This window comes from Paraburkholderia sp. MM6662-R1, assembly GCF_050436245.1.
Taxonomy (GTDB): domain Bacteria; phylum Pseudomonadota; class Gammaproteobacteria; order Burkholderiales; family Burkholderiaceae; genus Paraburkholderia; species Paraburkholderia tuberum.
Window position 1 is genome coordinate 288,316 of the sequence record NZ_JBNDLV010000004.1, and the last position, 19,029, is coordinate 307,344.

Sequence of the window (19,029 nt, forward strand, 5' to 3'; positions counted from 1 at the left end):
GGGTGGGGCGCGTTCATTTCATTCTCACGCAATGACATAGACCGGAAAACCTACCGGGACCAAATAGACGACGGTCTGGGCGTGAGGCAGGCCGAGCTTGCGCGCCGCCGGAGCTCCGTCGACGGCGCCCACGGTCACCGCGACGAGCCCAAGCGAGACGACCTGGAGCAGCATGTTCTGGGTCGCGTGCCCGACCTCGAGATCGGCATACAGATTCGCTCTCCCGCCATACCTCGCGCTCAGCCGACTGGGATCGGCGGCCACCACGAGCAAGGCCGGGGCCGCCTCGACGGACGCCTGGTTGACCGCCAGTGCTCTCAGCTCGGGGCGCAGGTCGTGGGTCGCCCGCGTCTCGGCCCGGTGGCCATCAGGCAGATAGTGCATCACCTCCGTGGCGGTCACCACGTAAAGTTCGAGCGCGTACAAAGCGCCGGCCGCAGGAGCCGCGCGCTTGCCGTCCGAGCTGGTGATGCCCTGCCCGGCCCACAGCAGTTGGCCAATGGCCTCGACCGGCAGCGGCTTTGGCGCGAATCTGCGCACGGACCTGCGCTTCTCGATGGCTTCTTCGAGGGACATCGTGCCTTTGAGGTTGGGCTTGGGCAGATCGATCTGACCGGTGAATTTCGCCTGGCTTGCCTGCGCGAGGCCGGTAGAACCCTCTGCGAGCGCGCCTGCGGCCAGCGCAACCAACAGTTCACGGCGTTTCATCGGCACCTCCATCAGCAAAAAAGCAGGCTGGCTGGCAGAGCCTGCAGCCTGCGCGAATCTCAGTGCTGCACATTTGCCGCCTCGTCTTTTGCGGGGGGAGGTCCGTCGAGCGCCAACGGCGCAGTCGACCACTCGCGCGGAGCAAACACGAACACGGCTAAGCGACGGAACCCACGACCGCTGTGCGCCGCACTTCCGACAGGTAGATCAGGATCAGCGAAACCCAGACGATCCCGGTGACGACGCCCATGGAGCGAACTATCTTGTCGTGCTGCCAGCGCTGCGGTAAGCATCCTCCCATTGCCGGTCTTCATCTGTGACAGCACCATGACCATCCGAGAACTGGGGACGGGGGGCCGTGAAGTAACGTAACCTGTCCAGAAAGTGGCTCATGCGCGTCCTGCCTCTGTCAGATCAGGCCGGTGCAAGCTCAAAGCGATGCCCGGCACGCAAGCACCTAAACGCCATCTGGCATAGTGACAGGTAAGGTGTCTGCCTCAATCGGACTTTGGTCCTACAATCGCCGCCCGCGGGTGGTGTAGGGTTGTCATGCGCAACCGACAGGAGAGCAATCATGTGCCGCTGGCTCGCTTATACCGGCAATCCGCTTCAGCTCGAAACCGTGCTGTTCAACGCCCGGCATTCGCTGATCGATCAGAGCATGCATTCCCGGCTCGGCGCCACCACCACCAATGGCGACGGTTTCGGGATCGGCTGGTACGGACATCCCACTGACATTCCGTTTCGCTACCGCTGCATCCAGCCCGCGTGGAGCGACCGCAATCTACGCGAGGCCGCGCGGGCAATCCACTCGCCGCTGTTCGTCGCGCACGTGCGCGCGGCGACCGACACGCCGTCGCAGGAAACCAACTGTCATCCGTTCCGCCACGGCCGCTGGCTGTTCGCGCACAACGGCCTGGTGCGCAACTATCCGGCGGTGCGCCGCGACCTGATGGTGAAGATCGAGCCCGATCTGTTCCCGTCCATCGAAGGCTCGACCGATTCCGAGGTGCTGTTTTTTCTCGCGCTGACCTTCGGGCTGGAGCTCGCGCCCGTCACCGCGCTCGAACGGATGGTCGGATTCGTCGAAGCCACCGGCCGCCGGCATGGCGTGGATGAACCGCTGAACATGACCGTCTGCGCGACCGACGGCGAGCAGATCATCGCGGTCCGCTACTCGAGCGAAGGACAGTCGCGCTCGCTGTTTCACAGCACGTCGTTCCGTCATCTGCGCGAGTTGTATCCCGACGACGAGCGCATCAAGACGGCCGGCGAGAATGCGTTCCTCGTGTTGTCCGAGCCGCTCGCGGACTTGCCGGGCTTTTGGGAGGAAATTCCCGAGAGCACGGCGGTGGTCGCGCGCGGCGGCGAGATTGGGCAGTATGCGTTCAAGCCGCGACTGGACTGAGCCGCGCATGGACTGAGTCGCGTCAAGCCAATCGTGCTCGAAGACTTGCCTGACGCGATCGACGAGATCCACTTGCGGACGAAGCCTCTTGCGCACCATGCGTGACGGTGTCCGCCGGCACGGCCCAAAGTTCGTTACTCCCGTTTAGAAACCCGCATTTCCGCGCACTGTCAGCGGAGGCGCCTTGCGCATCTTCGCCGGTGCGCTCGTCGAGCGCGTCCATGATGTGCAGCCTCCCGAAGCCGCGCGACGCTGGCACGAACGCCCGGGCCCGCGACTTGCTAAACGTTGCCGCGAGGTGACACATATATGAACGACGAAGAATTGATCGAGCCGGAATCCGCCGTACGCGATTCCGTGGAGCGATCCTGGATCAGACGCCTGGGCCCTGGCCTGATCACGGGCGCCGCGGACGACGATCCGTCAGGAATCGGCACCTATTCGCAGGCCGGCGCGCAGTTCGGATTCAACCTTCTTTGGGTGATCCTGATCACGTATCCATTGATGACCGCAATACAGCTGGTGAGCGCACAGATTGGCCGGGTAACCGGCAAGGGCCTCGCGTCCAACATACGCGCGCATTATCCAGCATGGCTGCTGTACGGCGCGGTCGCCCTGCTCGTCGTGGCGAACGTGATCAACATCGCCGCCGATCTGTCGGCGATGGGCGCCGCGGCCGGATTGCTGCTGCCAGGTCCGCAGCACCTTTATGTCGTCGGCCTCGGGACGCTCTGCGTCGTTCTGCAGATTTTTGTCCCCTACGACAGTTATGCGCGCGTTCTGAAGTGGACCGCCCTCTCGCTTCTCGCGTACGTCGCGGTCGCATTCATCGTTCCGGTCCCCTGGGGTGAAGTCGCGCGCGCCATTGTGTTGCCGCGCATCTCGCTGACGTCGGACTATCTGACCATGGTCGTCGCGGTGCTGGGCACGACGATCAGTCCGTACCTGTTCTTCTGGCAGGCGTCGCAGGAAGTCGAAGAAATGCGCTCGGCACCGGAACAGGCGCCGTTGCGCCGCGTACCGCACCAGGCGCCCGCGCAGTTGCGAAGGATCCGTTTCGATACGTGGGTTGGCATGGGGGTGTCCAATTTCGTTGCATTCTTCATCATGTTGACGGCGGCGGCTACGCTGCATCTGCATCACATCGACGTGAAAACCTCGGCCGATGCCGCGCGCGCGCTCGAGCCGTTTGCCGGGCGCTTCGCTTACGTCCTGTTTGCGCTCGGCATCATCGGAACCGGCCTGCTCGCGCTGCCGGTCCTCGCCGGCTCGGCCGCCTACGCCGCCGCGGGCAGCTTTCGCTGGCGCAGCAGTCTCGCGTTGCATCTGACGCTCGCGCGTGAATTCTATGCGGTGATCGCACTGGCCATCCTGGGCGGTGTGGCCATCACCTTCATGCATTTCGACCCGATCCGCGCGCTGTACTGGAGCGCGGTGATCAATGGCGTTACCGCGGTGCCGATCATGGTCATCATGATGCTGATGGCGCGAAGCCGGCGGGTCATGGGACAGTTCGCCGTCAAGGGCATGCTGGCCTGGGGAGGATGGCTCGCAACGCTCGCGATGGCGCTGGCGGCTGTGGGCGTGTTCGTACCGTCGTAACAGACGCGTGCCACCGTAAACCCGGCTATGCACGGAACAGCGGTGCGCCGCAATTCGGGCCGCACGGGTTGCGCAACGGCATGCGGATCTGAACTTCCCCGTTTCAGGTTCGTCTGAACGGTGCATCCGGCCGGCGCCAGCGCCGTCACATGCTGACGGTTTGCCGACAACAGCGTGGCCGCTCCCGTTCGACGATCAAGGAGGATTGCAAATGCCGAAAAAGCGTTCAGATGAATCGTCAGCCGCACGCGGCAACCGCAGCGACAGGATTCTCGCCGCGCCCGTTTTCTCGCAGCCACAACCCACGCCGGACCCGCAAACTTTCGTGGTCAGGCACGCATCCGATGCCGCAGCCTACAAGGTCATCGACGAACTGAACCGCGAGCACAAGCTGAAGGCGCTGCCGTTTCCGCCACCGCGCGGCGGCACCGAGCCCCGGCTGACGTTTGCGGAGGTGGTGGACAACAACCAGAAGCTCCTCGATACGATCAGCGCGAACGGACAGATCGTCTTTCACGCCACCGGCGATTGCGGCAGTACGAAAGGTCCGGCCACCCAGAATGAAGTTTCGGACAAGATGGTCAGCGACTTCGACGAAGCCGATCCCGCCGAGGTGCCGCAATTCAACTTCCTGCTGGGCGACATCGTCTACAGCTTTGGCGAAGCGCAGTACTACTACGATCAGTTCTATGATCCGTACCGCAACTATCATGCGCCGATTCTCGCCGCTGCCGGCAACCACGACGGAATGGTTTCGCCGTTGCAGCATGAGAAGAGCCTGCAGGCGTTTCTGAGGAACTTCTGCTCCGACTGCTTCCAGGTCTCTCCCGATGCGGGCAACCTTTCACGGACGGCGCAAATTCAGCCAGGCGTTTTCTTCACGTTCGAGGCGCCGTTCGTGCGCATCATTGCGTTGTACAGCAATACGCTCGAGGACCCAGGCGTGATCGCGGACCGTCACATCGGCAACAGCCAGTTGAAGTTCCTGAAAGCGGCGTTATTGCGGGTGAAGAAAGAGAACTATCGAGGCGCCCTGCTTTTCGCGCATCACCATCCGCCCTATGTGGCGCGTGGCCGTCATGGCTGGAGCGTCGAAATGCAACAGCAGATCGATACGGTTTGCAATGAGGTCGGTATCTGGCCGCATGCCGACCTCGCGGGACACGCGCACAACTATCAGCGCTTTACGCGAACCCGTTCCGATGGCACCCACATCCCTTACATCGTTTGCGGGAACGGCGGTCACGCCGTGCAGCAACTCACCACCAACGGACAGCCGCCCCTACGCGCGCCGCAACTGATCCAGGCTGCGTCGAAAGACACGGATGCCGTGGTCCTCGAAAGCTACGACGACCGCAACTTCGGCTATTTACGGCTCGTCGCCAACGCGAGGCAACTGCGTATCGAATACCATCCCGCCGTTGACGGACCCAACACGAAGACCCCCGACGATCAGGTGACCATCGATCTGGCCACCCGGCAGGTCGCTCACTACGTGGCTCGCGACTCGGGAATACCCGCTCTTGCGCAGCGCATTCGTCAGTTCGCGCAGGTCAAGCCCCACCAAGGCTAATGGGCGCGCAATCCGCCCCCGATCTCATGCGAACCGCGGTTCCCGCGCGTTTCCCCGCATTAAAGATTTGTGACTTCCTACCGTAATAATTAAAGTGAGGCCGGCTCGCAGCGTTCGAGCCGTCGCTCAACCGGGTAGTCGGAGAACAGCGTGAGATTCAAAGCGGCTTCGTGCCCTAAAGAAACCAAACCGATTGAGTCCCGGGTCGATAGCGACGCACATGCCAATGGCTGGGCAGCCCGCAACCAGCAGTTTCTTTCCTATTTCCTGTCGCGGTACGGTCAACGCAGGACCATACCGTTGTCGAGTCTCTGCATTGCCGTCGTTGCCGGCGTTGGCATCGGTGCTCTTGTGCATCAAGCGGCCGGTGAAGCGGCGATTACCCTACGTGTCGCATTGTCGATGGTGTCGGGCGTCGCCGGTCTCGCGATCGTTCGTCGCAAACTCGGCCTGGATTACGCGCGGCAAAGCGCCGCCACCGCACTGGCGAGCGGGCTTCTGCACGCGAATCGCGACTGCCTGAAGGTGCTCGCTACCGACGGAAAAATGCTGCGGGTGTCGGAGCATGGCGCGATGTTGATGGAAGCGGAGTCACCGGAGCAACTGTCCGGCTCGGACTGGCTCGCATTCTGGACCGGCGAGGACCGCACGGCGGCCGAGAAGGCTTTGGCGGGCGCCGTTTCCGGCAAGAGCACATCGTTCACTGGAAGCTGCGCGACGACGAGGGGGCGTACCAGATGGTGGAACTCCACGCTCACGCCAGTGACGGGCGACGACGGTGCGGTGAGCGCGCTGCTTTGTGCTTCCGAGGATGTCACCCAGCAATCCGAGCTGTTGAAGACACTGCGCGAACGCGATGAATTGATGCATGAGATGGAGTTGCATGTCCGGCTCGTGTTCTATTCGTATAGCTCGCATTTTGAACACTGTCATCATGTCAGCGCAGGTGTCGAAAGCGTGTTCGGCATTACGCCTCAAGAGCTTGGCAACAGGCCTTCCGCGTGGCTCGATCTCGTGGTGCCGGAGGATCTGGGACCATTGCTCGCCGAGATGAACCGCGTCGCGTCCGAGGTGGCGGAAGGTCGCGTCGAATACCGCATCCGCCGTCCGGATGGTTGCCTGCGCTGGATCAGAAGCACGGCCTATCCCGTGTGCGACGGCTCCGCGAACGTGGTGCGCATCGTCGGTGTCAGCGAAGACATCACGCTGGAACAGGAACGCCTCGCGGCGCTCGACCGTCTGGCCTACACCGATGGCCTGACGGGTTTGGCTAACCGGGGTGCGCTGATCCGCCAGATGAAGACGCTTTGCAGGCAGAACGTCGCCTTCAGTCTGATGTTCGTCGATCTCGACCGATTCAAGGTCCTGAACGATACGCTGGGCCATACGGCCGCTGACCGTCTGTTGCAGGACATCGCCAAAGTCATTCAGGGAGCGCTTGCGCCGGATGCCTGTGTAGCGCGCCTCGGCGGAGACGAGTTCGCGGTGATCGTCAGGGGCGAGAGCGACAAGGCCACGTTGGCGAGCCTGGCGCAGTCTCTGCTGAACCTGTTTTCAAGCGACGTTCGAAAAGACCACGCTGCGCCATTCGTCACGGCGTCGATCGGCATATCGATCTTTCCCGAGCACGGCCGCGATCACGAGGCGCTGCTGACGAGCGCGGATATCGCGATGTATGCGGCGAAAAAAGGCGGTCGCAACGGCTTCCGGTTCGCCGACGAAGCATCCAGCGACGTGCTCGGCGATTTCGAACTCGAGTGCAATCTGCCCACGGCGCTGGCGTCGAACCAATTCGTGCTGCATTTCCAGGGTATTCATGAGCCAGCCTCTCTGGCGGTGAAAGGCGTCGAAGCACTGGTTCGATGGAATCATCCAGCACGAGGCCTGGTGGGTCCGGGCAGCTTCATTCCGATCCTCGAAGAAAGTGGGTTCATCGTCGAAGTCGGGGCATGGGTCGTGGACGCGGCCCTCGCTCAACTGGCCGTCTGGCAGGCCGCCGGAAGGAAAGAGCTGTCCATGTCGGTGAACGTGTCCGCGCGTCAGCTCAGGGATGACTCGCTTGTCGCCATAGTCGACCAGGCGCTGCGAAAGCACCGGGTGCCGCCGCGCTGCCTCCAGATCGAACTGACCGAAAGCGCGTTGATGGAAAACCCCTCACTCGCGCAGGCAACGCTGATGGCGCTCAAGCGGCTTGGCGTGCGCATCGCCATCGACGACTTCGGAACGGGATACTCGAGCCTGCGTTATCTGGCCGATTTTTCGCCGGACATCGTCAAGATCGACCGCTCGTTTACGGCAACGCTGGGACGCGACGCGGCGGCCGCCTCGATCGTTCGGGGCATCATTCAGATGTCGCACGAACTCGGCATCAAAGTGACGGCCGAAGGTGTCGAAACGAATCAACAGCTGCATGCGCTGCGCGACGCAGGCTGCGACTACGTGCAAGGGTTCTTTTTGACGAAGCCGATGAATGCGGAGAATCTGGTTCAGTGCGAAAGCTTCGTGCCTTTGTCCGCAGCGGGAGCAACGAGCGACTGCTCCAACTGACGAACAGCTCCGCGACGACCGCGCGCAATTAGCGATTGCCGGCCTCGACCTACATACGATGACGCAGCCAACCCGGTCCCATTCCGGTTCTCGCCTTTGCCCTCAATGCGTGCGCACCGGTTGCCCGCTCTGTCCCGCACTCATCGCCGCGCCCCTTTCCGCTCGATGCATGGCCGCGACCTTCGCTTCGGCAGCTTGAATGTCGGCGGGATACGAACCGTCGTCGCCGACCGACGGGTTATATCCGGCCGCTTCCAGCTCCTCGAGTTCGTGCATGACTTCCGCGCGGGTGACTTGATGAGGTTCGGGCTCCGACGCAGTTTGCGCATACAGGCTCGCCGAATTGGCCATCAACCTCGTACCGGCTTCGCAGTGTCGAGCGAGTACGACACTCTGGCGTGCCCGCGATGACGATTCGGCGCGCGTTGCGTGAGTTAGCGACTATGATTGATTGGTTGATTTTGGCCGACCGGAACCACATCGACAGGCCGATGAAAGACTTCTACCAAATCGAATGCAAGTGCGGATATGCGGTGTCGGGCGGTATTGCGCGCAAGACGCGACGTGGCGTTGCGCACGCGGTGGCCGCGCCGTTGGCAAAAACAACAAAGGTCAAAGGTCATGGGTACGTCATGGCATAGGGGGCTGATGCCGCGACGTCCGGTGCCGTCTCCAGGCCTCATTGGAAGGAGACACGGCGATGAACTTGAGCAGAGAGTCGTGGCGCGCGCGTGGGCGCGTGCCGTCGTGGGTGGGGGCGTGCTGTGTGCTGGCGCTGTGCGCCATGTGGAGCCACGGCGCGTACGCGGGTTCGACAGCAGGACAATGCCAGGGCGAGGCATGCAAAAGGCACGAGCCACCACCCCGATCGAAACTCAGCTGTCCGAATCTGAATGGATTGACCATCCGCGCCCGTGAGATCGGTCTGCCGACGACAGGCGCCGTCGTCACCTCGACGACCCAGGTGGCGGCGAGCGGCAGCGGCGCGACGGCTACCGGATCGTACTGCCTCGTGGCCGGCGCGATTCATCCGGTCGATCCATCCGCGCCAGACATCCTGTTCAACGTCGCGTTGCCGGAACAGTGGAACGGCAAGATCCTGATGCTCGGCGGCGGGGGTTTCGACGGCTCGATTCCCGCCATCACAGGTAACGTGCCGAGCGCGCCGGCGGCTCTGCCGGGACCGTTGTCGCGCGGCTACGCGGTGTTCGCGAGCGATTCCGGGCACGAGGCGAGCAACGGTTCGGTGAACGGCGCGTTCTCCGTCAACGCCGAGGCCTACGACAACTTCATGGGAGAAGCGCTGAAGAAAACGCATGACGCCTCGCTCGTGATCATCGACGCGCATTACGGCACGCATCCGTCCAGGGCGTATTTCGCGGGCGGCTCAACTGGCGGGCGCGAGGCGCTGACCGTCGCGCAGCGCTGGCCGCGCGACTGGGACGGCATCATCGCGTTCTATCCCGCGTACGACTTTACGACGCTGAGCCTTCAGCAATTGCGCGTGACCGAAGGCTTCGCAGCGCCCGGCGCGTATCTCGACACAGCGCAGCGCGCGCTGCTGCTCAACGCGGTCATGCAGGCTTGCGACGGACTCGACGGTGTAGTCGACGGTCTCATCAGCAACGTGCAGGCGTGCAATGCGACGTTCAACCCGGCGACGGCCAGCGTCGACGGCAAGCCTTTGCGTTGCGCCGGCGGTATCGCGCGCGGCGACACCTGCCTGTCGGACCGGCAGATCGCGGCGCTGAACACGATGAACACGCCGCTCGTGTTTGCGTACCCGCTCGAAAGCGGCGAAACGCTGTATCCCGGCTATAACGTGTATGGCGCCGATCTCGGGGTGGGCGGCAGTTCACCGCTCGAAGGCACCGTCACGACGCTCGCGCTCGGCACGACGCAGCCGTCGTATCCGCTGCAAAGCACCGCGATGTTCGACGGCCAGATCGCCGACGACTTCGTCCGCTACACGGTGATGGACAACCCGGACGCAGACTCGCTGCAGTACAACCCCGCGATTGCCGGTCGATGGTCCGGCCGCGTCAGCATGCTGTCGGGGCTTGACGCGACCGATGCGAACCTGACGCCCTTCATGCGGCACGGCGGCAAGTTGCTGATGGCGCACGGCACCGTCGATCAGACCGTCAGCACGCGGGCAACCGAGATTTACTATCAGCGCATGCTGGTGACGATGGGCTTTGGCGCGGTCGGCTCGTTCGCGCGCTTCTATGAGATTCCGGGGCTGCAGCACGCGGTCGGCACCGAGTTCAATGCGTCGTGGGACTCGCTGACGACGCTGGAGAACTGGGTCGAGCACGGCACACCGCCGGCGCACCAGGTGGTCACCGACACGGAGGGTGTGCCGGGACGCACGCGGCCGCTATGCCAGTATCCGGCGTGGCCCAGCTATAACGGCGCGGGCGACGTGAACAGCGCGAGCTCGTTTACCTGCGTGCAGTGAAGCCGGTCATGGAGAGGCTTGCCGGTCGCGGCGCTAACTGGATGAATCGACATCGTGCCGGAATCGACCGGGCCTGCCGCGTCTGATGCGGATTGTCTGGTCAGCGATCCGGTGCTGTGTGTGGACGATGCGCCGTAGACGTCTGGCGGAAAGTGGGCGACGCCTCGCCCGGCGGCATGAAATTTGCGGGAGCCGCGTCAACGCATCCAGACAAGGAGACCGACATGGACACGCGGCAAATCGAAGAGCTCCGTCCCACACAAATGACCCACGGCGCGCGGGAGGTCCGCGAAAAAGCCCGCCAATACCGGTCCCTGAGCAGCCATGACCTGGAGATGGCCATCGCCGAAAAGCCGATACCGGTCGTCTGCGGACCCAACGGCATACCGTTCGCGATCGATCATCACCATGTGGCGGCGGCGCTGTGGCAGGTGGGCGTGCGCGCGGTTCCGGTCGTGCTCGTGCGGGATCTTTCGTCGTACACGTGGGCATCGTTCTGGCTCAGCATGGAAAATCAACGATGGACCTTTCCGTATGACGCGCAAGGCATGCGCCGGCCGTTTGCCGAATTGGCGGAGCACGTGTGGGAAATGAAGGACGATGAATACCGAAGCCTCGCGGCAGCGGTCCGCGATGCCGGCGGCTATGAAAAAACCAGTGTCCCGCTGGAAGAATTTCGCTGGGCCGACTTCTTTCGCGCGACGTTGCCGCAGCCCGATAGCGACGAAAAGTTCACAGCTTTGCTCAAGGAAGCCTTGAAGCTGGCCAGGAGCGACTCTGCATTGGGGCTACCGGGCTATCTCGGTCGCACGGATTGAGTCGGCGGCCCACTTAATCGTGGGCCGCTCTGCCCGCCGGCACTAGAAACTGATCCATCAACGATATCTTCAACGGCTTGTCCGCATCGAGCGTCTTCTTCTCGATTACATATTTCCAACCATCCCCGCTGCCCGGATTGCGATAGAACGCGACGACCGCCACATAGTTCGTGTCGGCCCGCATCGGTTGCGACAGGCTTGCCGACGCACCGGGATTCAGCACCGATGCCATGCTCGCCTGCAAGTCCTGCGCGAGCACCGTGCGGTCGTTCTTCAGCAGATCCTCGTACGACGCCCCATCGAACATCTTGCGGTCCTTCAGCTGATACACGCGCACCGCGACCGATGTCGCACGACCAGCATCGTCGGGGTTCAGCGCTTCGCGCGCGGACAGATCGATGTCGAGCACCTTGATCTGCTTGAAAAACACCGCGTGATAAGCGCTCGACGACGCGTCCGATACGGATTGCCAGGCGCCGCATGCCGACAGCAGCGCGGCGGACGCAAGGGTGGAAACGGTAAAACGAAGGTTCATCAATGGTCCTTTCGGCGCGTCGTTCATGACGCGGCATGAGTCAGGTACGGATTGGCGGCGGGCTTCGGAAGCGCCCGATAGACCCCCAGTGCGACGTCGATCAGGCGTTCGTTCACGGCAGGCAGCACGGTCGTCCAGCCGAGGCGCGGCGCGGGTCCGGCCGACGACGTCAGCGGCTGCGGCTCGCCCGCGCGCGCGAGCGCGGGAAAGAACTCATCGACGCGCACGTCCGCGCCGGGCACCGCGAGCGCGATCACGCCCGCGAGCCCTTCAGGTGTGCGCGTTCGCTGGATCAGCAGGCCGAGCAGCGCGAGCATCCGCGAATCGCACAAGCCGGCGCGTTGCGGCTTGTTGCCCCAGCCAAAGCCGGCGAGGCACAACAGATTGCGCGAATGCGCATCGCTGCCGCCGGCGCGAAAGCTTTCCGGATAGCGGTACTTCTTCCACGCCCGATACAGCAGCGTGACGAAACGATGATTGAACTGATCGAGAAAGGCCTCGACCGCTTCGTGCCCTTCCTCGCGCATCACGATCTCGTCGATCATGTGCGACGGCATCGCCGCGTCGACGCCGTAAAGACCCATGAACGTCGTGCGCACGGTCGGCGCCGCGGCATTGACCAGGGAATCCGGATCAGCAGCGAATTCGACTGCGGCGATCTCGCCCGCCGGAAAGCCTGTGCGCGCTGCTAATCGAATCCGACGCTACGATTCAGATTTATTCGCGAATTCGCCAGTCGATTCGACCGCGACATTTGTTCACAGTTGCTCGGCGGATAACTGGCTATAGTGGGCAAGGTCGATCACGGGTCCGATCGACCTTCCCGGACAGGCATTGAGTCTGTCCTTCGGCAGCCTCGATCACGCCTCGTGTTCGAGGCTTTTTTCCTTGCTGCTCCATTAGCAAGCGATCACGTGGCCAGTGTGCCGTCCGCCGCATTCATGCGCGCGGGCCGTTCATGAGGATCGGGACTATCGGTCTAAGCCGTCCCCGCCACGGAGACAATAACGGCAAACAGAAAGGATTTTCAAATAAGCATTATTTGTTCCGCTTGCTTTTTCACCCGCATTTCACACAGCCGACATAAATCGCGAGCTAAACATGCTCTTTTCGTGCGGATGTGGCAGTGCATTACCGAGCGCACGCAATGTCGACTGACAAAAAAAATCCCGCACAGGGGGGCGGGATTAAAACAACAGGACGCTGAGGAGACGAGCACGCCCTGCCTGGGACCCACACGCACCGCGGGGATACGCGTGGTTATTTCGACGCTCGCCACGACCGACAACCGTAGTCGACGGTCAACGATCGCGAGCGCTTTGAAATGCCGGGACCGCTTGGGCACCCCTGTGCGCGATCACGCTGCCGCGTGGCACCACGGCGCCGAGCGCCCCGTGTGGAACTCAGGCCGCCTTGCGCGCGAACCCATCGCCCATCACGCTCACCACGTCGTCGACGACCCGAGTGGCGGCCGCGAATCCAGCCGCCAGCACTTCCCGCAGATCGGTCGACGAACGACCGGGCACCGAAGCTACCCGGAAAGCGGTCGACCACTCGTCGCCGATCAGCCGCGTCTTCAACGTGACGCTCGCCACGTACGCGCGCCGCGCCGTGGCACTGCCGACACGGGTGGACATATCGGTCGCGCGCAACGCGTTGACCACGATGTCGAATCCCCGATAACGATAGGTTTGCTCCATGCTCTTCTCCGTCTTCACCCATTGCTACATAACAGCATTTCGCTATGTATCTATGCTGCATCATTCTCGACTCGCATTTGTCAACAATTGTCATATCCTGGGCAATTCCCGGTTAGGGCTTTCCCTGCTCTCGACCTGCCAATTCCGGCGTCAACCATGCTCAATGACGAGCAAAACAGTTTTACTGTGAGATTAGATATATGCTTTACAGATTTTGGAACAATGAATCACAAGGCTCCATGCAATGTGAAGTCATCGGACCGGCAAATTCGGATTACAAATTCATACCGTTTATTCAGATTCGATTGAATAGCCTGGACGAATCAAGCCCCGCGAACCATCTCGAAATAAAAAGCTATATCCCAAAATAAAGACCGGAACTCCTCCGGCGCTTCGGTAGTCCGAACACTGCCATTGCCCATCGTGGCGCCCTCTGGCGAGCCTGGCTCCGCCCGGTTCGCCGTCATCCGCTCGTGGTCCAATAAAAAGTACGCTGCGTCTGGCCGCATCGTCCGCTGCGTTTGAATAAAGCGTCCGTCCCGGTACGTCGCTCGATCGCCAGCGGCAAAGATCGTGTCATTACAGACCGCAGATCGCTTATCGGATTGAATGAGCCTGAATAAGGAATTGCTGGTGAAACATCTCGCTGGTTCAATATCGCAATTGTGTCGGCATTCTCTGCCTGCCTGTTTTATGCCTTGTCGCGCAAGTTACCTCGGTGCCACGGTGATCACGCGTTCGCGCCGCCGCGAAGCGGGGGAGCGTGCACGATGAGCGTCTTCCAGATTGCCGGTGCGCTGTTCGCCATCGTCGCGCTGTTCGGCGTCCTCAATTATCGATTCATCAGGTTGCCCGACACGCTCGGCATCACCGCGGTCGGGCTCGTCGTCTGCGTCGGCATTTCTGCGCTCGGGTTCTACTATCCGGCGATGGCGATCGCCGCGCGCAAGATCGTCGTGCAGATCGATTTTGCCGACATCGTGTTTCACGGCCTGCTAAGTCTGCTGCTGTTCGCCGGCGCGCTGCACGTCGATCTGTCGAAGATGCGCACGCAGCGGCGCGCGGTGCTGATGCTCGCGACGATCGGCGTATTGATTTCGATCGCGGTGGTCGGCTTCGGCTTTTACTACGCAGCGCAATGGCTCGGCCAGCCGGTGAGCCTGCTGTGGTGTCTCGTGTTCGGCGCGCTGATCTCGCCGACCGATCCGATCGCGGTACTCAGCGTGCTCAAGCGCGCGGCGGCGCCCGAAAGCCTCGAAACCAAGATTACCGGCGAATCGCTGTTCAACGACGGCACGGCCGTCGTCGCATTCGTCACGCTAGTCGGACTCGCGACCGGCGCGAACGAGTTTTCCGGGGGCGCGATCGCATTCGATCTGCTGCGCGAAGTCGCCGGAGCGCTCGTGCTCGGCGCGGCGCTCGGCTTCGGCGCGTCGCTGCTGCTGCGAGGTATCGACAGCTATCCAGTCGAAATCCTGATCACACTCGCGCTCGCGACCGGCGGCTATAGTCTCGCCGAAGCGCTGCACGTGTCAGCGCCTCTCGCGGTCGTGATCATGGGGCTCGTGATCGGCAATCACGGCGCGTCGACGTCGATGTCGGAGAAGACGCGCGAGCATCTGTTCAACTTCTGGGACCTGCTCGACGAGTTGCTCAATCTCGTGCTGTTCGGGCTGATCGGACTCGAAATCATTGCGCTGTCGCTGCGCGTCGAGATCGTTTGGCTCGGGCTGGCGGCGATTCCGGTCGTGCTGTTCGCGCGCGGCGTCAGCGTCGCGATTCCGCTGCTCGCGCTGCAGAACTTCCGGCGGCTCAGTCCGCATTCGGCTGTCGTGCTGACGTGGGGCGGACTGCGCGGCGGCATCTCGATTGCGCTCGCGCTGTCGCTGCCGGAGTTTCACGGGCGCGAAATGTTCATCGGCGTCACGTATCTCGTCGTGGTATTCAGCCTACTGATTCAGGCAACGACATTGGGCCCGCTGATCCGTCGGCTCAATATCCCGGCCGCTCACGCAACCCGGCCAGCCCCGCCGGACGCATCGCCTGCACAAAACGCGCGCTAATCGTAAAGTGGATACCTACGCCGATCTGCACCGCGAGATTGGTGAGAAAATCCAAATACAGTCCGAGACCGGCGCGAGCGGTTCTCGCGTCGATTTCGACATTGGATTGGAGCGCCCGATTTAAGCGTTTTCTGAGCAGTGCCGCCGCGATTCTGACCCGGGGCGGCCCATCAGCAGGCGAGACCGATGGCGAGTCGAACCGCCGCCGTCTCCCTCCGGCCACGGTTCGCGCCGCGGCCCTGGCTCGGACTTCAACGAGTCCGCCGCCAGTTTCTGGCTTACTTTCCGCCAGTTTCCGGACCGTCGCGCCTGCCGCGGCGCCGGGCATTTGGCCGTCAATGCCGGTTCTCCCACATACCTGGCAGGCGCGGTTTGTCATTCTGTCGATTCAGGCGTCCGAAGGAGTTCGCCATGTCGGTCTATGTCGATGAAGGGTTCCGGCCCTGTGTGACGGAATGCGCGACGGTCGCGTTCCGCGTGTGCTGCGACGATCGTGCGCAGATTTTTGAAGTCAGCGCCGACGCGCTGGTCGAGTTCTGTGGCGCCGTGAGTCGTCGCAAGCAGGACCTGTTGGTCGCGTTCGAGGATGCGCAGGACGAGATCCTCTCCGTAGCCGCGCAGCGATGGCAGTTCACGCCGAGCGAGCCGGTGCGGCTCGGTCTCGACGAATTCAAATTGGTCAGACATTAGGCGCGAGAAACGCCTTCATGAGCTGGATCGCCGCCCTGCCGATGTACAACGTGACACCCGCGCTCGACCTCGAATGGCGCGAGTGGCTCGACGACGTGCTGCGCCGGGTCAAGCCCGCGTGCCGCATCGTCGAACCGGACGAGGAACTGCACGGCTTCTGGCGGCGCCCGAATCTGCTGATTTCCCAGACCTGCGGTTATCCGCTGATGCAGGGGCTGCACGCGCAGGTGCAATTGGTCGCGACACCCTGTTTCGATGCGCCCGGCTGCGACGGCGCACATTACTCGAGCGTACTGGTCACGCGCGCCGACGCGCGCTTCGACTCACTCGCCTCGTGCCGAGGCGCACGCGCCGCCTACAACCAGGACGATTCGAACAGCGGCATGAACGCATTTCGTCACGCGGTCGCGCCGCTCGCGCGCGCCGGCATGTTCTTCGGCGCGGTGCTGCGCACGGGCTCGCATCTCGGCTCGCTGCGCGCGGTCGCGGACAATCGCGCGGACGTCGCCGCGATCGACTGCGTGACCTTCGCCTTCGTTTGCGACGTGCTGCCGGAACTCGCGGGGCGCGTGCGCGCGATCGGCATGACCGCCGCCTCGCCGGGCTTGCCGCTGATCGCCGCGGCCAATGTGCCGCCGGCCACGATCGCCGCGTTGCGCGACGCGTTGAACGAGGCGCTGAGCGTGCGCCCCGAGCGCGCAAAACGCCTGCGTTTAAGGGGTTTTTCGACGTTGCCGCTGACCGACTACGCGCGCATCGGCGAGTTGGAAAGCGAAGCGCGCGCCGCGGGCTACGAGCGGCTCGCTTGATTCACCTACTCGCTCATCTGCCACTCGACGCGCTTATTCACCCGCCTGCTGCACCTCCAGCACCAGCAGTTGCGCGCCGTCGGTGACCTGATCACCGACCGCATACAGCACCTCGGCGACCGTGCCCGCCGCCGGGGCGCCGATCGTATGCTCCATCTTCATCGCTTCCACCACGATCAGCGGCGCGCCCTTCTCGACCACCGTGCCTGGTTCGACCAGCACCGCGATCACTTTGCCCGGCATCGGCGCGGTCAGCCGGCCTTCGCCGTGCTCGGCATCCGCGGCATGCGCGAGCAGGTTCTGCCATTCGAATGCGAGCGTCTCGCCATGGCAGAACACGTGGAACCTGTCGCCGTCGACGAATACACGCCCCGTCACGCGCGCATCGCCGATCGTCGCGCGGAATTCATGGGCGCCCGCGCCGACCGACCATGTGAAGTCCTCGCGCACGCCGTCGTGTTCGAGTGTTTGCACGAGCGCTTGCGTGTCCCCGTTGCGCGCGAAAACGACCGTGAACGCGTCGGGGCTGTCGTCGTTGGCGCCGTCGTCGATCACGCGCCAGCCGAGCGTTTGCGTGTAGCCGCTATTGAGCCGCCAGTGCGACAACGCGTCCCACGGCGACGCGCCGTGCGCGGTGCCGCCCTCGCGCGTCAACAACGCGGCGCACGCGAGCGCGAGCGCTTCCTTGAACGGCTTCTGTGCCGGCGCGAACAGCACGTCGTGATGACGCTCGATCAAACCGGTGTCGAGCTCGCCGCTCGCGAACGGTTCGCTCGCGACGATGCGCCGCAGAAACTCGACGTTCGTATGCGGCCCGACCACCTCGCAGGCATGCAGCGCACGCGCGAGGCGCACCAATGCCTCCTCGCGCGTCGCGCCGTGCACGATCAGCTTGGCGATCATCGGATCGTAGAACGGCGTGATCGTGTCACCCTCGCGCACGCCGCTGTCGATACGCACCGGCGCCTTGCGGCCCGGCTCGCCGAGCCCGGCCGCGTCGATCGCGAACTCGACGCCTTCGGGCATGCGCAGATGCTTGAGCGTGCCGGTGGACGGCAGAAAGCCGCGCGCCGGATGCTCTGCGTAAATGCGCGCCTCGATCGCGTGGCCGTCGAGCGTCAACTGCTGCTGGGTGAGCGGCAAACTCTCGCCCGCGGCAACGCGCAACTGCCATTCGACGAGGTCCTGCCCCGTCACCATCTCGGTGACGGGATGCTCGACCTGCAGCCGCGTGTTCATCTCCATGAAATAGAACTCGCCGGTCGGCGTCATGATGAACTCGACCGTACCCGCGCCAACGTAGTTGACCGCGCGCGCGGCGGCCACGGCCGCTTCGCCCATCGCGCGCTTGACCTCGGCCGGGAGCCCCGGCGCGGGCGCTTCCTCGAGCACTTTCTGATGACGCCGCTGCACCGAACAGTCGCGGTCGAACAGATAAACGGCGCCGCCGTGCCGATCGGCGAACACCTGGACCTCGACGTGACGCGGCCGGGTCAGATACTTCTCGATCAGCACGCGATCGTTGCCGAAGCTGCTCGCCGCCTCGCGCTTGCACGACAGCAGCGCGGCCGCGAAGTCCGCGCTGCGCTCGACCACGCGCATGCCCTTGCCGCCGCCGCCCGCGCTCGCCTTCAGCAGCACCGGATAGCCGATCGTGTCCGCCTCGCGCTGCAACAGCTGCGGCTCCTGGTCGTCGCCGTGATAGCCGGGCACGAGCGGCACCGCGGCCGCGTGCATCAGCGCTTTCGCGGCGGCCTTCGAGCCCATCGCGGCAATCGCTTCGACCGGCGGTCCGATAAAGACGATGCCAGCCGCCTCGCACGCATGCGCGAAGTCTTCGTTTTCCGAAAGAAAGCCGTAGCCCGGATGCACGGCCTGCGCGCCGATCGCGCGCGCGGCTTCGATGATCCGCTCGATGCGCAGATAGCTTTGCGCCGCCGTCGAACCGCCGATATGCACCGCTTCGTCGCAGGCGGCGACGTGTTTCGCGTTGGCGTCGGCGTCCGAATAGACGGCCACGCTCGCGATGCCGAGCCGCTTGCAGGTCGCCGCGACGCGGCACGCAATTTCACCCCGGTTGGCGATCAGGATCTTGTTGAACATGAGTGTCTCGAT

15 protein-coding genes and 2 pseudogenes are annotated in these 19,029 nt (G+C 63.3%); 10 read left to right on the top strand and 7 right to left on the bottom strand.

From position 1 onward, the window contains the following. Positions 1-24: 24 nt before the first annotated feature. Positions 25-708, bottom strand: coding sequence for a SagB/ThcOx family dehydrogenase (locus OKW39_RS31115; protein ID WP_429564412.1), 684 nt, complete (start codon positions 706-708; stop codon positions 25-27). Between the two features lie 250 nt (positions 709-958). Beyond that, positions 959-1,101: pseudogene (locus OKW39_RS31120) on the bottom strand (nitrate reductase); the annotation flags it as partial. A gap of 181 nt (positions 1,102-1,282) precedes the next feature. Here OKW39_RS31120 and OKW39_RS31125 point away from each other — a divergent pair. The 4 genes from OKW39_RS31125 (at position 1,283) to OKW39_RS31140 (ending at position 7,838) form a co-directional block, all read left to right on the top strand. Beyond that, positions 1,283-2,116: a class II glutamine amidotransferase gene (locus tag OKW39_RS31125; protein ID WP_187610734.1), complete on the top strand. Its 834-nt coding sequence runs from the start codon at positions 1,283-1,285 to the stop codon at positions 2,114-2,116. A gap of 309 nt (positions 2,117-2,425) precedes the next feature. Further along, on the top strand, positions 2,426-3,718 hold the full coding sequence (locus OKW39_RS31130) for an NRAMP family divalent metal transporter (RefSeq protein WP_429564413.1): 1,293 nt from the start codon (positions 2,426-2,428) through the stop codon (positions 3,716-3,718). Between the two features lie 211 nt (positions 3,719-3,929). Then, positions 3,930-5,291: a metallophosphoesterase family protein gene (locus tag OKW39_RS31135; RefSeq protein WP_429564414.1), complete on the top strand. Its 1,362-nt coding sequence runs from the start codon at positions 3,930-3,932 to the stop codon at positions 5,289-5,291. 300 nt (positions 5,292-5,591) lie between these two features. Further along, positions 5,592-7,838, top strand: coding sequence for a sensor domain-containing protein (locus OKW39_RS31140; RefSeq protein WP_429564415.1), 2,247 nt, complete (start codon positions 5,592-5,594; stop codon positions 7,836-7,838). Positions 7,839-7,940: 102 nt separating this feature from the next. On the opposite strand, the gene OKW39_RS31145 is transcribed toward OKW39_RS31140, so the two are convergent. Continuing rightward, entirely contained in the window at positions 7,941-8,192 is a 252-nt protein-coding gene (locus OKW39_RS31145) for a DUF4148 domain-containing protein (RefSeq protein WP_262419825.1), read from the bottom strand. Between the two features lie 53 nt (positions 8,193-8,245). On the opposite strand from OKW39_RS31145, the gene OKW39_RS31150 reads away from it, so the two are divergent. The 3 genes from OKW39_RS31150 (at position 8,246) to OKW39_RS31160 (ending at position 11,117) form a co-directional block, all read left to right on the top strand. Then, on the top strand, positions 8,246-8,479 hold the full coding sequence (locus OKW39_RS31150) for a hypothetical protein (protein WP_184066277.1): 234 nt from the start codon (positions 8,246-8,248) through the stop codon (positions 8,477-8,479). Between the two features lie 59 nt (positions 8,480-8,538). Next, a complete protein-coding gene (locus tag OKW39_RS31155) occupies positions 8,539-10,299 on the top strand; it encodes a tannase/feruloyl esterase family alpha/beta hydrolase (protein WP_429564416.1) in 1,761 nt (586 codons plus the stop codon). A gap of 224 nt (positions 10,300-10,523) precedes the next feature. Then, complete coding sequence (locus OKW39_RS31160) at positions 10,524-11,117, top strand: ParB-like protein (RefSeq protein WP_429564417.1); 594 nt, start codon at positions 10,524-10,526, stop codon at positions 11,115-11,117. 13 nt (positions 11,118-11,130) lie between these two features. Here the strand turns inward: OKW39_RS31160 and tssJ are convergent, their stop codons facing one another. The 3 genes and pseudogenes from tssJ to OKW39_RS31175 all read right to left on the bottom strand — a co-directional run bounded on the left by tssJ (position 11,131) and on the right by OKW39_RS31175 (position 13,352). After that, the gene (tssJ, locus tag OKW39_RS31165) at positions 11,131-11,652 is read right to left on the bottom strand and encodes a type VI secretion system lipoprotein TssJ (RefSeq protein ID WP_429564418.1); all 522 of its coding nucleotides are present in this window, start codon (positions 11,650-11,652) and stop codon (positions 11,131-11,133) included. A gap of 23 nt (positions 11,653-11,675) precedes the next feature. Further along, a pseudogene (gene tssG, locus OKW39_RS31170) lies at positions 11,676-12,353 on the bottom strand (type VI secretion system baseplate subunit TssG); the annotation flags it as partial. A 702-nt stretch (positions 12,354-13,055) separates the two neighbouring features. Beyond that, positions 13,056-13,352, bottom strand: coding sequence for a hypothetical protein (locus OKW39_RS31175; protein ID WP_090806660.1), 297 nt, complete (start codon positions 13,350-13,352; stop codon positions 13,056-13,058). Between the two features lie 770 nt (positions 13,353-14,122). On the opposite strand from OKW39_RS31175, the gene OKW39_RS31180 reads away from it, so the two are divergent. From OKW39_RS31180 to OKW39_RS31190, 3 genes are all read left to right on the top strand, one after another. After that, positions 14,123-15,415, top strand: coding sequence for a cation:proton antiporter (locus tag OKW39_RS31180; protein ID WP_429333650.1), 1,293 nt, complete (start codon positions 14,123-14,125; stop codon positions 15,413-15,415). A gap of 411 nt (positions 15,416-15,826) precedes the next feature. Continuing rightward, the gene (locus OKW39_RS31185; RefSeq protein ID WP_018423012.1) at positions 15,827-16,105 is read left to right on the top strand and encodes a DUF1488 family protein; all 279 of its coding nucleotides are present in this window, start codon (positions 15,827-15,829) and stop codon (positions 16,103-16,105) included. Positions 16,106-16,122: 17 nt separating this feature from the next. Then, complete coding sequence (locus OKW39_RS31190; RefSeq protein WP_090806666.1) at positions 16,123-16,914, top strand: phosphate/phosphite/phosphonate ABC transporter substrate-binding protein; 792 nt, start codon at positions 16,123-16,125, stop codon at positions 16,912-16,914. A 33-nt stretch (positions 16,915-16,947) separates the two neighbouring features. On the opposite strand, the gene OKW39_RS31195 is transcribed toward OKW39_RS31190, so the two are convergent. Next, on the bottom strand, positions 16,948-19,017 hold the full coding sequence (locus tag OKW39_RS31195; protein WP_429564419.1) for an acetyl/propionyl/methylcrotonyl-CoA carboxylase subunit alpha: 2,070 nt from the start codon (positions 19,015-19,017) through the stop codon (positions 16,948-16,950). Between the last annotated feature and the right edge of the window lie 12 nt (positions 19,018-19,029).

Excerpts from the sequence above, each read along its gene's own strand:
- OKW39_RS31115 (WP_429564412.1), bottom strand. The coding sequence starts at position 708 with ATGAAACGCCGTGAACTGTTGGTTGCGCTGGCCGCAGGCGCGCTCGCA.
- OKW39_RS31125 (WP_187610734.1), top strand. The coding sequence starts at position 1,283 with ATGTGCCGCTGGCTCGCTTATACCGGCAATCCGCTTCAGCTCGAAACC.
- OKW39_RS31130 (WP_429564413.1), top strand. The coding sequence starts at position 2,426 with ATGAACGACGAAGAATTGATCGAGCCGGAATCCGCCGTACGCGATTCC.
- OKW39_RS31135 (WP_429564414.1), top strand. The coding sequence starts at position 3,930 with ATGCCGAAAAAGCGTTCAGATGAATCGTCAGCCGCACGCGGCAACCGC.
- OKW39_RS31150 (WP_184066277.1), top strand. The coding sequence starts at position 8,246 with ATGACGATTCGGCGCGCGTTGCGTGAGTTAGCGACTATGATTGATTGG.
- OKW39_RS31155 (WP_429564416.1), top strand. The coding sequence starts at position 8,539 with ATGAACTTGAGCAGAGAGTCGTGGCGCGCGCGTGGGCGCGTGCCGTCG.
- OKW39_RS31160 (WP_429564417.1), top strand. The coding sequence starts at position 10,524 with ATGGACACGCGGCAAATCGAAGAGCTCCGTCCCACACAAATGACCCAC.
- tssJ (WP_429564418.1), bottom strand. The coding sequence starts at position 11,652 with ATGAACCTTCGTTTTACCGTTTCCACCCTTGCGTCCGCCGCGCTGCTG.
- OKW39_RS31175 (WP_090806660.1), bottom strand. The coding sequence starts at position 13,352 with ATGGAGCAAACCTATCGTTATCGGGGATTCGACATCGTGGTCAACGCG.
- OKW39_RS31180 (WP_429333650.1), top strand. The coding sequence starts at position 14,123 with ATGAGCGTCTTCCAGATTGCCGGTGCGCTGTTCGCCATCGTCGCGCTG.
- OKW39_RS31185 (WP_018423012.1), top strand. The coding sequence starts at position 15,827 with ATGTCGGTCTATGTCGATGAAGGGTTCCGGCCCTGTGTGACGGAATGC.
- OKW39_RS31190 (WP_090806666.1), top strand. The coding sequence starts at position 16,123 with ATGAGCTGGATCGCCGCCCTGCCGATGTACAACGTGACACCCGCGCTC.
- OKW39_RS31195 (WP_429564419.1), bottom strand. The coding sequence starts at position 19,017 with ATGTTCAACAAGATCCTGATCGCCAACCGGGGTGAAATTGCGTGCCGC.